The sequence below is a fragment of the Amycolatopsis sp. NPDC045836 genome, from assembly GCF_056431745.1.
The window spans coordinates 361,959-375,055 of the sequence record NZ_JBWKKF010000007.1; the positions used below are offsets into that span (position 1 = coordinate 361,959).

General features: G+C 70.7%; 15 protein-coding genes. 9 read left to right on the forward strand and 6 right to left on the reverse strand.

Annotated elements, in window-relative coordinates:
- Positions 1–35: 35 nt before the first annotated feature.
- From AC07EG_RS16040 to AC07EG_RS16050, 3 genes are read left to right on the forward strand one after another with little or no spacing between them, the layout of a single operon-like run.
- Positions 36–701 carry a potassium channel family protein gene (locus tag AC07EG_RS16040; protein ID WP_478253851.1) on the forward strand — a complete coding sequence of 222 codons (666 nt, stop codon included), beginning with the start codon at positions 36–38 and terminating at the stop codon, positions 699–701.
- Entirely contained in the window at positions 701–1,357 is a 657-nt protein-coding gene (locus AC07EG_RS16045; RefSeq protein ID WP_209665733.1) for a potassium channel family protein, read from the forward strand. The genes AC07EG_RS16040 and AC07EG_RS16045 overlap by 1 nt, the downstream gene beginning before the upstream one ends.
- Positions 1,358–1,366: 9 nt before the next feature.
- Positions 1,367–2,602 (forward strand): hypothetical protein, encoded by a 1,236-nt coding sequence (locus tag AC07EG_RS16050; protein ID WP_478253852.1) that lies wholly within the window; start codon positions 1,367–1,369, stop codon positions 2,600–2,602.
- Here the strand turns inward: AC07EG_RS16050 and AC07EG_RS16055 are convergent.
- Both AC07EG_RS16055 and AC07EG_RS16060 read right to left on the reverse strand, forming a co-directional pair.
- The gene (locus AC07EG_RS16055) at positions 2,597–3,277 is read right to left on the reverse strand and encodes a DUF3159 domain-containing protein (RefSeq protein WP_478253933.1); all 681 of its coding nucleotides are present in this window, start codon (positions 3,275–3,277) and stop codon (positions 2,597–2,599) included. The two genes, AC07EG_RS16050 and AC07EG_RS16055, sit on opposite strands and share 6 nt — an antisense overlap.
- Positions 3,278–3,386: 109 nt before the next feature.
- A complete protein-coding gene (locus tag AC07EG_RS16060) occupies positions 3,387–3,764 on the reverse strand; it encodes an OB-fold nucleic acid binding domain-containing protein (RefSeq protein WP_478253853.1) in 378 nt (125 codons plus the stop codon).
- Between the two features lie 103 nt (positions 3,765–3,867).
- Between AC07EG_RS16060 and AC07EG_RS16065 the strand changes: the two genes are divergently transcribed.
- Positions 3,868–4,581, forward strand: coding sequence for an alpha/beta fold hydrolase (locus AC07EG_RS16065; RefSeq protein ID WP_478253854.1), 714 nt, complete (start codon positions 3,868–3,870; stop codon positions 4,579–4,581).
- A gap of 53 nt (positions 4,582–4,634) precedes the next feature.
- On the opposite strand, the gene AC07EG_RS16070 is transcribed toward AC07EG_RS16065, so the two are convergent.
- The gene (locus AC07EG_RS16070; RefSeq protein WP_478253855.1) at positions 4,635–5,300 is read right to left on the reverse strand and encodes a DUF3710 domain-containing protein; all 666 of its coding nucleotides are present in this window, start codon (positions 5,298–5,300) and stop codon (positions 4,635–4,637) included.
- Positions 5,300–5,770 carry a dUTP diphosphatase gene (dut, locus tag AC07EG_RS16075; RefSeq protein WP_478253856.1) on the reverse strand — a complete coding sequence of 157 codons (471 nt, stop codon included), beginning with the start codon at positions 5,768–5,770 and terminating at the stop codon, positions 5,300–5,302. Before dut ends, AC07EG_RS16070 begins: the two co-directional genes overlap by 1 nt.
- A 24-nt stretch (positions 5,771–5,794) precedes the next feature.
- Here dut and AC07EG_RS16080 point away from each other — a divergent pair, with 24 nt between their 5' ends.
- Positions 5,795–6,316: a DUF3093 domain-containing protein gene (locus tag AC07EG_RS16080; RefSeq protein WP_478253857.1), complete on the forward strand. Its 522-nt coding sequence runs from the start codon at positions 5,795–5,797 to the stop codon at positions 6,314–6,316.
- Positions 6,317–6,401: 85 nt separating this feature from the next.
- Here the strand turns inward: AC07EG_RS16080 and AC07EG_RS16085 are convergent, their stop codons facing one another.
- Positions 6,402–6,710 carry a DUF4193 domain-containing protein gene (locus AC07EG_RS16085; protein WP_325701515.1) on the reverse strand — a complete coding sequence of 103 codons (309 nt, stop codon included), beginning with the start codon at positions 6,708–6,710 and terminating at the stop codon, positions 6,402–6,404.
- 460 nt (positions 6,711–7,170) lie between these two features.
- Between AC07EG_RS16085 and cei the strand changes: the two genes are divergently transcribed.
- Positions 7,171–7,857 carry an envelope integrity protein Cei gene (gene cei / locus AC07EG_RS16090; RefSeq protein WP_478253858.1) on the forward strand — a complete coding sequence of 229 codons (687 nt, stop codon included), beginning with the start codon at positions 7,171–7,173 and terminating at the stop codon, positions 7,855–7,857.
- Positions 7,858–8,789: 932 nt separating this feature from the next.
- Here the strand turns inward: cei and AC07EG_RS16095 are convergent.
- The gene (locus AC07EG_RS16095; protein ID WP_478253859.1) at positions 8,790–9,602 is read right to left on the reverse strand and encodes an inositol monophosphatase family protein; all 813 of its coding nucleotides are present in this window, start codon (positions 9,600–9,602) and stop codon (positions 8,790–8,792) included.
- Between the two features lie 81 nt (positions 9,603–9,683).
- Here AC07EG_RS16095 and ppgK point away from each other — a divergent pair, with 81 nt between their 5' ends.
- The 3 genes from ppgK to AC07EG_RS16110 all read left to right on the forward strand — a co-directional run bounded on the left by ppgK (position 9,684) and on the right by AC07EG_RS16110 (position 13,055).
- Positions 9,684–10,445: a polyphosphate--glucose phosphotransferase gene (gene ppgK, locus AC07EG_RS16100; RefSeq protein WP_478253860.1), complete on the forward strand. Its 762-nt coding sequence runs from the start codon at positions 9,684–9,686 to the stop codon at positions 10,443–10,445.
- 171 nt (positions 10,446–10,616) lie between these two features.
- Positions 10,617–12,068, forward strand: a complete 1,452-nt coding sequence (locus AC07EG_RS16105; RefSeq protein WP_478253934.1) for an RNA polymerase sigma factor — start codon at positions 10,617–10,619, stop codon at positions 12,066–12,068.
- A gap of 93 nt (positions 12,069–12,161) precedes the next feature.
- The gene (locus AC07EG_RS16110; protein WP_478253861.1) at positions 12,162–13,055 is read left to right on the forward strand and encodes a tyrosine-type recombinase/integrase; all 894 of its coding nucleotides are present in this window, start codon (positions 12,162–12,164) and stop codon (positions 13,053–13,055) included.
- Positions 13,056–13,097: the final 42 nt, after the last annotated feature.

A 13,097-nucleotide genomic window follows, 5' to 3' on the forward strand; every position in this document is an offset into this window, starting at 1 on the left:
TCACGGCTGGTGTGTGAGATTAGGGAGGCGCAACGGTGCACGTGGTGATCATGGGGTGCGGCCGGGTCGGCGCATCGCTGGCCGCCGCACTCGGACGGCTCGGGCACGAGGTGGCGGTGATCGACCGCAACCAGCAGTCGTTCCGCCGGCTGGGCAGCGACTTCCACGGCCAGCAGGTGGTCGGGGTCGGGTTCGACCGGCGGGTGCTGATCGAGGCGGGCATCGAGCGCGCCGGGGCGTTCGCGGCGGTGTCCAGCGGGGACAACTCGAACATCATCTCGGCCAGGGTGGCCAGGGAGAACTTCGGCGTCGAGCACGTGGTGGCGCGCATCTACGACCACAAGCGCGCCGCGGTCTACGAGCGGCTCGGCATCCCGACGGTGGCCACCGTGCCGTGGACCACCGACCGCTTCCTGCGCACCCTGCTGCCCGACGGGGTGGCCTCGGCCTGGCGGGACCCCTCCGGCACGGTCGCCCTGCTGCAGCTGCCGCTGCACGAGGACTGGATCGGCCGCAGCGTGGCCCAGCTGCAGCAGGAGACCGGCGCGCGGGTGGCGTTCATCATGCGCTTCGGCACCGGCGTGCTGCCCGATTCGAAGGCCGTGCTGCAGTCCGGGGACGTGGTGTACGTGGCCGCGCACTCGGGCACGGTGAGCGATGTGACCAGCGTCGCCTCGCGCGCCCCGGAGGAGGAGAGCTGATGCGGGTCGCCATTGCCGGAGCCGGTGCGGTGGGCCGGTCCATCGCCGCCGAACTGGTCGACGCCGGGCACCAGGTGATGCTCATCGAGCGCCAGGCCGACCAGTTCATGCCGGAGACCGTGGAGCAGGCCGACTGGGTGCTCGGGGACGCCTGCGAGGTCTCCACCCTGGAAGAGTCCGACATCGAGCTGTGCGACGTGGTGATCGCGGCCACCGGCGACGACAAGGTGAACCTGGTGGTGTCGCTGCTGGCGAAGACCGAGTTCGCGGTGCGGCGGGTGGTGGCCAGGGTGAACAACCCGGCCAACGAGTGGTTGTTCAACGACGCCTGGGGGGTGGACGTGGCGGTGTCCACCCCGCGCATGCTGGCGGCGATGGTGGAGGAGGCGGTCAGCGTCGGCGACCTGGTGCGGCTGATGACCTTCCGGCAGAGCCAGGCGAACCTGGTGGAGATCACCCTGCCGGAGGAGACCCCGCTGGCCGGGCGCCCGGTGCGCGACCTGGCGCTGCCGCGCGACGCCGCGCTGGTGACCATCCTGCGCGGCGAGCGGGTCATCGTGCCGCAGCCGGAGGACCCGCTGGAGGCGGGCGACGAGCTGCTGTTCGTCTCGCAGTCCGATGTGGAACCGGAGATCCGCGCGGCGCTGGGGTACTGATCGGCTGACATGGCTCAACCAGTCTGGCCGGCGCGTTACCGCCTCGACCCGGAAAGCCTGCGGGAGACCATCGAGAACCCGGCCGAACTCACCCTGTGGCTCGACGCCGCACTGGCCCGGCCGGTACCGGCGGATCCCGAGGACGAACGCGCCCACCGCACCGCCATCGGCGTCGCCGCGCGCCTGCTGGAACGGCTCGACGAGGCCGAAACCCAGCTGGCGCGCGCGGTCGAGCTGGCGAGCAGGCCGCGGGACGCGGTGCTGGCCAGGGTCCGGCTGGCCCACGTGCACCAGTGGCAGGGCCGGTTCACCCTGGCCGAATCGGAGTTCCGGCACTGCCTGCGCGACGCGCACCTGGCCGGGGACCAGGTGCACGTGGTCTACCAGCACGCCGGGAAGTGCGCCTACGACGCCGGGGACTGGGTGCTCGCGCGGGAGCGGTTCGCCACCGCGATGCGCCTGCGGCTCTACGGCGGCGACGAGGAGCTGATCGAGGCCACCAGGGTGGCGCTGGACGCCGCCGACGCGGCGGTCACCGCGGCCGGGGTGGGCGCCGAACTGGACCGGCTGGTGCCCGCGGTGCACCAGCTCACCGCGACCCGGCTGGCACCGGCCATCTTCGACCGGCACGGGCTGCCGCCGCACGCGGGCACGCTGGTCGAACTCGGCCTGCTCGGGGTGTCGAAACCGGTGCCGCTGGAGGTGGTGCGCGGGCTGCACCGCTACGTCACCGGGCTGGAGGCCCGGCTCGACGCGCTGGTCGCCACCGGCTGGCTGCTCAAAACGGCCAAAACGGTCGTGGTCAGCTCACGCGGGCGCGCGCTGCTGCGCCAGTTGGCGGTGGCCCAGGCGCAAATGGCCCGCACCCTTTGGGGCGAACCGGTTCTAGGGAAGTCACTAGCCGAGGAGGTCGTCTCGGGCGCCGCGGGCACCTCCGGCGGACCGGTGTTCGACGCCGTCGCCGGGCTCGCCGAGCACAACCCGGACCCCGGGGTGGCGGGTGATCTGTTCCACCGGCTGAACGCGCTGCGTCACCACCGGGCGGACGCGCACGCGGTGGCGTGGCAGGCCGAAGGGCACACGGTGCGCTCGGTCCGGCGGCTCGCCGCCGGTTCGCCGGAGCGGGTCCGGATCGACGCGCTGACCGACCGGATCGCCGCCCGCGCCTTCCGGCCGCTCTCGCACGACCGCCGCACCGAACTGCTCACCGCGCTGCGCGGGCTCCGCCACGAACCGGGGCTATGAGGGCTGTTCCGGGGCCTTGGCGTACTTCTCCCGCAGCCGGGCCTCGGCCTGCTCGTCGGTCTCCTCGGGCTCTTCCTCGGCCTCCCTGGCCTTGATGCGCTTGTCCGCGCGCCGGATGGCCCACACCACCACGATCAGCGCCAGGCCCCACAGCGGATAGCCCATGGCGATCTTGGCGAAGGCCAGCCAGCCGGTGTAGTCCTCCTCGTAGAGCCAGCGCTGCACGACGAAGCGGGCACCGAAGACCGCGGCCAGCGCGGCGGTGGCCAGGTCGTAGCCGTAGACCGAGGACTTGTCCTTCTTCCACTTCATCGGCACGCGGTTCATCACGCTCCACAGCACGCCGACCAGCGGGTACCGGATGACGATGGTGAACGCGACCAGGACGAAGCAGGCCAGGCTGAACCAGATCCCGACCAGGAAGAAGCCCTTCGCCGAGCCGGTGCGGTAGGCGATGAAGGAGGAGATGGCGATGCCGATGAACCCCGAGATGGCCGGCTTGAGCGGCTCCTTGCGGATGGCGCGGAACACCACGAAGAACACCCCGACGCCGACCGCGCTCCAGATGCCCGCCGTCAGCCCGGCGAACGCGTTCACCAGCACGAACACCATGACCGGGAAGGAGGAGTAGAACAACCCGATCGCGCCGCCCATGTCCTCCCAGACCGTGGGCATCTTGCGGTCGGGCTGCTGGCCGTCGCCGTCGCTGTCCTGGCGATCGGTACGCGGGTCTTCGCTCACGGTGAGTTACCACTCTGCTCGAGGTGCACGGACAAGCGCGCCGTCAGGAAGTGGTCTGCAACTCGTAGTACGGGTTGTAGAGCACCTTGCGGCCGTCGCGGTCCGCCATCCTGCCACGTGCCTTCACCGTCCGCCCAGGTTCGATTCCGGGGATGCGGCGGCGGCCGAGCCAGACCAGCGTGACCCCGTCGGTGCCGTCGAACAGCTCGGCTTCCAGGGTGGCCACTTCGCTGGAGGGGCACAGTTCGACGCTCCTGAGCCGCCCGAGCACCGTCACCTCTTCACCCGATCGGCAGTCGCAGGCGCGGCGTGCACCGGACTTTTCGGACTCCTGGGAGAGGTCGTCGGCGTCGAGTTCGTCGACGTCAGTGGTCAGCTTGCGAACCAACCGGCTGAAGTAGCCGCCGTCTTTGGCGGGCATATGCGGTGCTCCTGTGCTCCGGGGCCCCCGACTTGAACGGCCCGTGCTCCACCAGCGTAGCTTTTCCGGGCCAGGAAAACCGATTCCCCGTCAGGATCGCAACGTGACCTGCACAATGCCGCGCACCGCCGTTCTGTTGCCGGGCACCGGATCCGACGAGGTCTTCGTCCGCTCGGTGTTCGGCGGGCCCCTGCACGCGACCGGGATCACGCTCATCGCGCCCGCACCGCCGTCCGACGGCACCGCGCTGATCGGCGGCTACCTCGCCGCCTTCACCGCGGCCGCGGTGGCCCACGACGGAAGACTGCTGGTCGGCGGAGTTTCCCTGGGGGCGCACCTGGCGGCGGAATGGGCACTGGCGAACCCGGACCGGTGCGCGGGCCTGCTGCTGGCGCTGCCCGCGTGGAACGGCGTGCCGGACGGCGCCCCGGCCTCGCTGGCGGCCCGGATCTCGGCGGAGGTGGTGGAACGGGACGGTTTGGCCGCGGCGCTGGCGGTGGCCACCGACGGCGTCGACCCGTGGCTGGCGGCGGAACTGCGGCGGGCGTGGCCGCGGCACGGCGGGGCGCTGGCGGCCGGCCTGCGCGCCGCCTCCACCCACCCCGCGCCGACGCTCGATGCCTTGGCGCACCTGCGAATGCCGGTGGGGATCGCCGCGTGCACGGACGACCCCGTGCACCCCGCCGCCGTCGCGCACGCCTGGGCGGACGCCCTGCCGCGGGCCCGCGTCCGGGAAACCACCCTGGCCGCACTGGGCGCCGACCGCGCGTCACTGGGCCGCGCCGCCCTCACCGCCTGGCAGCACGCCCTCGCCTGACCGCGGGGGAACGGGGCACTTCTGCCCGAAATGCCCCACTCCTCCCGATCGGGTCAGCCGCCCTGTTGCTGCTGGGCGGCGATGTGCTGCTGCACGGCTTCCGGCAGCTCGATGGTCAGCGGGGTGCGCACCGGCATCGGCGAGTCACCGCGCACGACGATGGTGTGCCGCACGATCTCCCGCAGCACCTCCGGCGCCTGGGCCGCCTGCGACTGCGGTCCCGCGATCACCCCGCGCAGCATCCAGCGCGGCCCGTCCACGCCGATGAACCGCAGCGCCACCTCACCCACGATGGCCGACAGCTCCATGCCCCACTCACCGCGGCCCGGCTGCACCTTGGCGCCGTCGGTGCGCAGCTGCTCGGTCAGCTCACCGCAGACCTCGGTCCACAGCCCGCCGGACTTCGGCGCCGCGTAGGCGCTCACGGTGACCTGGCCGACCGGCGTCACCACGTGCACCGCGCGCACCCCGCCGCTGGCCTGGTCCATCTCGACCTGAACCTGCGCGCCCTCGGGCACCGGCACCCGCACCGACCCCAGGTCGATGCGCGGGATGCCGTCCTCCTCGGCGTCACCGACGTCGTAGGGACCCGTGGTGACCTCGGGTTCGAGGTGGGACTCGTCGAAGTCGCCGTCCTCCCCGTCATCGGGGGCCGCGTGCCGGCCCCTCGGCCGCTCGTCCTCGGCCTCCGCACGCCGCTTACGTCCGAAAATCCCCACTACTTCTCCGTTTCCTCGCTCAACACCGCGTGGCCGCCGGTCGACCCGTAACCGCCACCACCGCGTTCGGTCTCCGGCAACTCCGCCACCTCGACGAACCGCGCGTGCTCGACGCGCTGCACCACCAGTTGCGCGATCCGGTCCCCGCGAGCCAGTTCCAGCGGCTCCCGCGGGTCGTGGTTGATCAGGCAGACCCTGATCTCGCCGCGGTAGCCGGAGTCGATCGTGCCGGGGGTGTTCACCACCGACAGCCCGGCCCTGGCGGCCAGGCCCGAGCGCGGGTGCACGAAGCCCGCGAAGCCCTCGGGGAGCGCGATCGCGACCCCGGTGCCGACCACCACCCGCTCCCCGGGAGCGAGCACCACGTCCTCGGTGGTGACGAGATCGGCACCGGCATCACCCGGCCGGGCGTAACCGGGCAGCGGAACACCGGGATCGACCCGGGAGAGGAGTACCTGCACGCTGGACACGGGCCGCGAGACTACCCTGAAGCCGTGACCGAGAGCGCGAACGCCGCCCGCGAACGGGCGGGCAAGACCAACGCGGGGGCCGCGACCGTGCGGCACGCCGAACGCCTCTACGTCCCGTGGTGGCTGTGGCCGCTGCCGCTGGTCGGCGGCGGGCTGCTGGCCGCCGAGATCCACATGGGCTACCCGGGCGTGCGGGCCTGGCTGCCGTACGCGGTGGTGCTGCCGCTGGTGGTGGCGCTGCTGGTGAGCATGGGCCGGACGAAGGTCCGGGTGCTCGAAAGCGACGGCGAGACCGAGCTCTGGGTGGGTGACGCCCACCTGCCCACCCGGTTCATGGGTGAGGTCGAGGTCATCCCCAAGGCCGACAAGCGCCGCGCGCTGGGCCGCGACGCCGATCCGGCGGCCTTCGTGGTCCACCGGGGCTGGGTCGGCCCCGCCGTGCGCATCTGGGTCGAGGACTCCCAGGACCCCACGCCGTACTGGCTGGTCAGCACGCGCAAACCGGAGGCGCTGGCGGAGCTGCTGGCCGGCGCCCGTCCCGCATGAGGTGCGGAACGGGGCGTTACCGGCTTCCCCAGCCGATAACGCCCCGTTCACCGAAACGCCCCGAGAATCCCCTGGTGGTGCTGCCTCACGCGCAGTCGCGGCAGATCATCTGCCCGCCGCTCTCCTCCGCGAGCCTGCTGCGGTGGTGCACCAGGAAGCAGACCGAGCAGGTGAACTCGTCCGCCTGCTTCGGCACCACCTTGACGGTCAGGTCCTCCCCCGAGAGCCCGGAGAGATCCGCCCCGGGCAGCTCGAAGTTCTCGGCCGTCGCGTCTTCGTCCACGTCGACGACGCCGGACTGGTTCTCGTTCCGGCGCGCCTTCAGCTCCTCCAACGAGTCTTCGGCCAGCTCGTCGGCCTCGCTGCGGCGCGGAGCGTCGTAGTCGGTCGCCATTGTCCCTCACCCCTGCGATCAGCTTCGAAATGTCAGTGGCCGGACCCCGGGACGCACCCGTGGTCCTCCGTGCCGCTGGTTAACGTTCCAGCGCCCCTGTTTGTGCCCGGCGTTTCCCGTGAGCCAGATCTCTTTCTCGCGCACGCTGGGTGGCCGGAGCCCGCAGAGGGTAGCTCATGGCATACCCCGCACCGAAACCCGTCACCCCTGTCCGTTCCGAAGTCACCCGTCAGGAGGAGCCGGGACCGGTTTGACTAGGCTGCTCCGGTGGCAGTCGGTCACCCGGCGCAGTGCCTCCTTGCCCAGCGTGGTCCGTCGTGGTGCGATTCGGTTCGGCGGGTTGTGCGGGCAACCCCGGCGGCGCTTCCGGCGTCCACAAGACGTAACGCCTAGGCTGAACGGCACAACGGCGGGTGGCGCATCGCGCGCGTGTATCTGCGCTCTGGGAAGGGGCGGGTCAGTGGCTTCGGGGTCGTCGGGGAACGGCAGGTCACGGCTGTACCGCAAGCGGCGGCCGTGGCCGGCGCTGATCGTGATCGGGGTGCTCGGCGTGGTCGCCATGGGCGTGTGGGTCAACGCGCTGCTGGGCAAGGACGACATCAACGACGCGATCCGCTGCGAACCGGCGCCGGTGGCCCCGCCGGGCGTCACCTACACCCCGGTCGGGCACGACGCGCTCGACGACACCGCGCCGATCCCGCCCGCCAAGATCTCGCTGAAGGTGCTCAACGCCGGCGGCACCCGCGGCCAGGGCGCGATCACCACCGAGACCCTGCGCGAACTCGGGTTCACCGAAGCCGCCGACCCGGAGAACGACCCGGCCTACGAAGGCACCGAAGCCAACTGCCGCGGCCAACTCCGCTACGGCGAGAACGGCAAGGCCGCCGCGCGCACGCTGAGCCTGGTCGACCCGTGCGTGGAGCTGGTCGAGGACAACCGGGAGGACGCCAGCGTCGACCTGAGCATCGGGACGCGGTTCTCCGAGCCGCGGCCCAACCAGGCCGGGCTGGACATCCTCGAGGAGCTGAACACCTGGTCCAGCCAGCACCAGGAGTCGGATTCCGGGGGCAACGAGCAGTCCACCGGTCAGGCCGCCCCGACCATCGAACAGGAACGCCTGATCGCCGCCCGCACCGGCTACTGCTGATCCCGCCTCAGCTTTTCGGCGCCGCCGCCTCCTCAGCTCCCCCGGTACTCCGGCACCGAGGCTCCCGATGAGCCAACCGCCAGCCGGGCGCACAAACAGGAGCAGCCGCCCAGCCCGCCCCGGTCCACCGCCAAAAACACGGAAAACCGGGGCGCGTGAGCCCACTGCGGCACCACCCGCGCAACCGGCCACTCAACGCCACCCGACAGCCACGCCAGGGCCGCCGGGCACCCGACCACCGCGCCCCCAAGCCACCCACCGTCCCAAGCCACCCACCGCCACTCGAAGCCACCGGACAGCCCAGAGCCATCTCCGCCACCGCGCCCAGAACCACAGACAGCCAGGGCCAACACCGCACCCAAACCACCCGCCAGCTCAACGTCACCCGGGTCACCGCGCCCAAAGCCGTCCCACAGCCAGAGCCATCCCGCCCCGCGCCCAGAACCACCAAACAGCTCGAAACCACCCCACCGCGCCCAAGCCATCGGCAGCTCCGGATCACCCGAAGACGCGGTCAAAGCCGCCCAGCAGCTCGAAGCCATCGGACAACCCCGAGCACCCGACCCCGCGCCAAACCACCCGGCAGCTCAAGGCCACCCCACATCCACACCCAAAGCCACCCGCCACTCAAAGCCAACCGGACAACCCACAACCAACCACCCCTCAAAGCCACCGGACACCCCAAACCACCCACCTCTCAGAGCCACCGGACACCCCGAAACCACCCACCCCTCAAAGCCACCGGACAACCCACACCCACCCGCCCCCTCAGAGCCACCGGACAACCCACACCCACCCCTCAAAGCCACCGGACAATCCACACCACCCGCCCCCGCACCCAGCAGGCAACCCAAAGCCACCCGCCGCCCGCACCCGAAGCCAGCTCGAAGCCACCCGACAGCCGCGGTCCGAGCCGCCCCACCACCCCTGCCTCAAACCCCGGCGCAACCGCAGTCGGCCAGTGCCTTGCGCAGGGCGTCCGCGACCGAAGGTGCCACCGCCAGCGTGAGGTCCTCCCCCAGCCCCGGTTCCTCCCCCGGCAACCCGACCACCGCACCGGCCTCCGCGGCCACCAGCGCGCCCGCGGCCCAGTCCCAGCGGTTCAGGCCGTGCTCGAAGTACCCGTCGAGCCACCCGGCCGCCACCGCGCACAGGTCCAGCGAAGCCGCCCCCGCCCGCCGGATGTCCCGCACGCGCCCCAGCAGCGACGCCACCAGCTCCGCCTGCCGCACCCGGCGGTCCCGGTCGTAGTTGAACCCGGTGCCCACCAGCGCCAGCTCCAGCCGCTCCGGCGCGGACACCCGCAACGGCCGTCCGTCCAAGTAGGCCCCGCCGCCCCTGGTGGCCGTCCAGCGGCGCCCGCTGACCGGTTCGACCACCGCGCCCGCCACCGACACGCCGTCCACCTGCGCGGCCAGCGAGACGGCGAACCAGGGGAAGCCGTAGAGGAAGTTCACCGTGCCGTCGATCGGGTCGACCACCCAGTTGACCCGGCCGGGCTCGAGCGCGCCGCCGTGCTCCTCGCCCAGCACCGGCTCGCCCGGCCGCAGCTCGGCCAGCCTGGCGCGGACGAATCGCTCCGACTCGCGGTCGACCGCGGTGACCACATCGGTTTCACTGGACTTCGTGTCCACCTGCACGAACTCACCGGCGAGCGCCCGGTCACGCGCGTTGAGCACCAGTTCGCCCGCTTCGGCGGCGACCCGCTCGGCGGTCGCCGCCAGTTGTGTCGATATCGACTCCATAGCTCCCACCACATCATGCGAACCGGTGCCGTTACAGTCACCCGAACGACTTTCTGAATCGAGAATGAAGGGATCACGTCCATGACGGCGACCCGTGGGTTCGGCATCGACATCGGCGGCAGCGGGATCAAGGGTGCCCTGGTCGACCTGGAGAACGGCAAGCTCATCGGAGACCGGCTCCGGATCGACACCCCGCGCCCGGCCACCCCGGACGCCGTGGCGGACGTGGTCGCCGAGATCGTCGGGCAGTTCGGCTGGGCCGGCCCGGTGGGCATCACCCTGCCCGCGGTGATCAAGAAGGGCGTCGCGATGACCGCGGCGAACATCGACCCGAGCTGGATCGGCACCGACGCCGACGCGCTGTTCGCCAAGCGGCTGGGCCGCTCGGTGGACGAGATCGCCATGCTCAACGACGCGGACGCGGCGGGCATGGCCGAGATCCGCTTCGGCGACCCGGTCGCGCGCAAGGGCGTGACCGCGCTGCTGACCTTCGGCACCGGCATCGGCAGCGCCGTCTTCCTCGACGGGCGGCTGGTGCCCAACACCGAACTGGGCCACCTGGAGGTGGACGGGCACGACGCGGAGAAGAAGGCGGCGGCCTCGGTCAAGGACAACGAGGGCCTGTCGTACCCGGAGTGGTCGAAACGGGTCGACCGGTACCTCTCCGTGCTGGAGAACCTGATCTGGCCGGACCTGTTCATCGTCGGCGGCGGGGTGAGCAAGAAGTCGGAGAAGTGGGTGCCGCTGCTCGACCTCCGCACCCCGATCGTGGTCGCCTCCCTGCAGAACAACGCCGGCATCGTGGGCGCGGCCGCGGCGGCCGTGGAGGGTATCGAGCACTGATCCCGGCGTCGCGGGCACCCCCCTCGCCATGCCCGGGGATGATCGCTTCGCGACGCTGGTGGGCGACGTCGTTACAATGGAACACGGCCCACGGCCACGGCGGGCAAAACCGCAGGCCGAGGGGTGTTCCCCGAATCTGAGGCAGCTGAGGCCGGAGTGTCTCGGCTCGCCATGATCGACCGCTGCGAAAGGGCGTACGTGGCAGCCGCAAGAACCGCAACCCGAGGCGGGACGAAGACAACCAGCGCCGCCAAGACCTCGCCGGAAGGCAAGGACGTGGATTCCGAGACCCAGGCCGAAGGCACCTCGGGGGCGGCGAAGCCCGCCGCCCGCAAGACCGGCGCCAAGGCCGGTGCCAAGAAGGCCCCCGCCAAGGGTGCCCGCACCAAGAAGGCCGCGGCCAAGGCCGACGAAACCAAGGGTGCCGAAGGCGAAGGCGTCGGCGAGGAGATCGACGAAGCCGCGCTGGACGCCGACCTGGCCGATCTCGAAGGTGTCGAGATCGACGTCGTCGATGCCACGGTGAGCGAAGAGGGTGAGGAGGACGAGGCCGAGGCCGAAGAAGTCGAAGGCCCGGCCGCCACCACCCGCGGCGAGCGCACCGCGGCCAAGGGCAGCAAGAACGCCAACGACCCCGACTTCGTCTGGGACGAGGAGGAGTCGGAGGTGCTGCGGCAGGCCCGCAAGGACGCCGAACTCACCGCCTCGGCCGACTCCGTCCGCGCCTACCTCAAGCAGATCGGCAAGGTCGCGCTGCTCAACGCCGAGGAGGAGGTGGAGCTGGCCAAGCGGATCGAGGCCGGGCTCTACGCCGCCGAGCGCGTGCGCACCGCCGAGGAGGAGGGCGAGAAGCTCACCACCCAGATGCGCCGCGACCTGAAGTGGATCGTGCGGGACGGGGAACGGGCGAAGTACCACCTGCTCGAGGCGAACCTCCGCCTGGTGGTCTCGCTGGCCAAGCGCTACACCGGTCGTGGCATGGCGTTCCTGGACCTGATCCAGGAGGGCAACCTGGGCCTGATCCGCGCGGTGGAGAAGTTCGACTACACCAAGGGCTTCAAGTTCTCCACCTACGCGACCTGGTGGATCCGGCAGGCGATCACCCGCGCGATGGCCGACCAGGCCCGCACCATCCGCATCCCGGTGCACATGGTCGAGGTGATCAACAAGCTGGGCCGCATCCAGCGCGAGCTGCTCCAGGACCTCGGCCGCGAGCCGACGCCGGAGGAGCTGGCCAAGGAGATGGACATCTCCCCGGAGAAGGTGCTGGAGATCCAGCAGTACGCCAGGGAGCCGATCTCGCTGGACCAGACCATCGGTGACGAGGGTGACTCGCAGCTCGGTGACTTCATCGAGGACAGCGAAGCCGTGGTCGCGGTGGACGCGGTGTCGTTCACGCTGCTGCAGGACCAGCTGCAGTCGGTGCTGCAAACCCTGTCCGAGCGCGAGGCGGGCGTGGTGCGCCTGCGCTTCGGCCTGACCGACGGCCAGCCGCGGACTTTAGACGAGATCGGGCAGGTGTACGGGGTCACCCGGGAACGCATCCGGCAGATCGAGTCGAAGACCATGTCGAAACTGCGTCACCCGTCGCGCTCGCAGGTGCTGCGCGACTACCTGGACTGACGGTTTCGAGCTGAAGGGCCGTTGACCTGCGAATATGTGGGTCAACGGCCCTCATGCTAGACAGGCACAACGCTCTCAGTCAAGATATCGGCCATGTCGCCGGACGACCTCTCGCACCTGCTGGAGTCCTGGACCCTGCACCTGCGCGCCGAACGCAAGAGTCGCGAAACGCTCAAGTCCTACACCACCGGCGTGCGGCTGTTTCTCGACTGGTGTCAGCGCACCGGTACTCCCCCGGAGCTGGACAAACCTACGGTCAACGCCTTCGTCGCCGAACTGCTCGACGGCGGCGCGGAGGCATCTACCGCCCGATCACGGCAACTCAGCCTGCGTCGATTCTCCGCCTGGCTGGAGGACGAAGACGAGATCGCCCGGGACGAGCTGGTCAACCTCAAGCCCCCAAAGCTGGATCAGAAAGTCATCGAACCCCTCTCCCCCGACGAACTGGCCGCGCTGATCGCGGCGTGCTCGGGCAGGGAGTTCCGCGACCGCCGCGACGAGGCGATCGTGCGCCTGATGCTGGAGACCGGCGCACGAGCGACAGAGACGGTGGAGCTAACCATCTCGGACACCGACCTCCGCAACGGCTCGACTGTGATCCGGCGCGGCAAGGGCGGCAAGGGCCGCACCGTGCCGTTCTCCGCACAGTGCGGCCGGGCCATCGACCGGTACCTGCGGTTGCGCCGCACGCACCGACTCGCCGGAACCGACGCGCTCTGGCTGGGCGATCGAGGCAAGGGATTCACGTATTTCGGGATGCACAGCGCACTCAAGTACCGCGCCGAGCTGGCTGGTCTCACCGGCTTCCACCCCCACCGCATGCGGCATACCGCCGCGATGCGCTGGCTTGCGGCTGGCGGCTCCGAGGGCGGTCTGATGGCCATCGCAGGGTGGTCTCGGCGGGATATGCTGGATCGTTATACAAGGGCCACAGCGAGCGAACGAGCCGCCGACGAGGCCCGGCGCCTCAACCTCGGAGACGTGTGAAACCACCCCGACCTGCGCTTATTTTTTTGAGTCGAATTAACC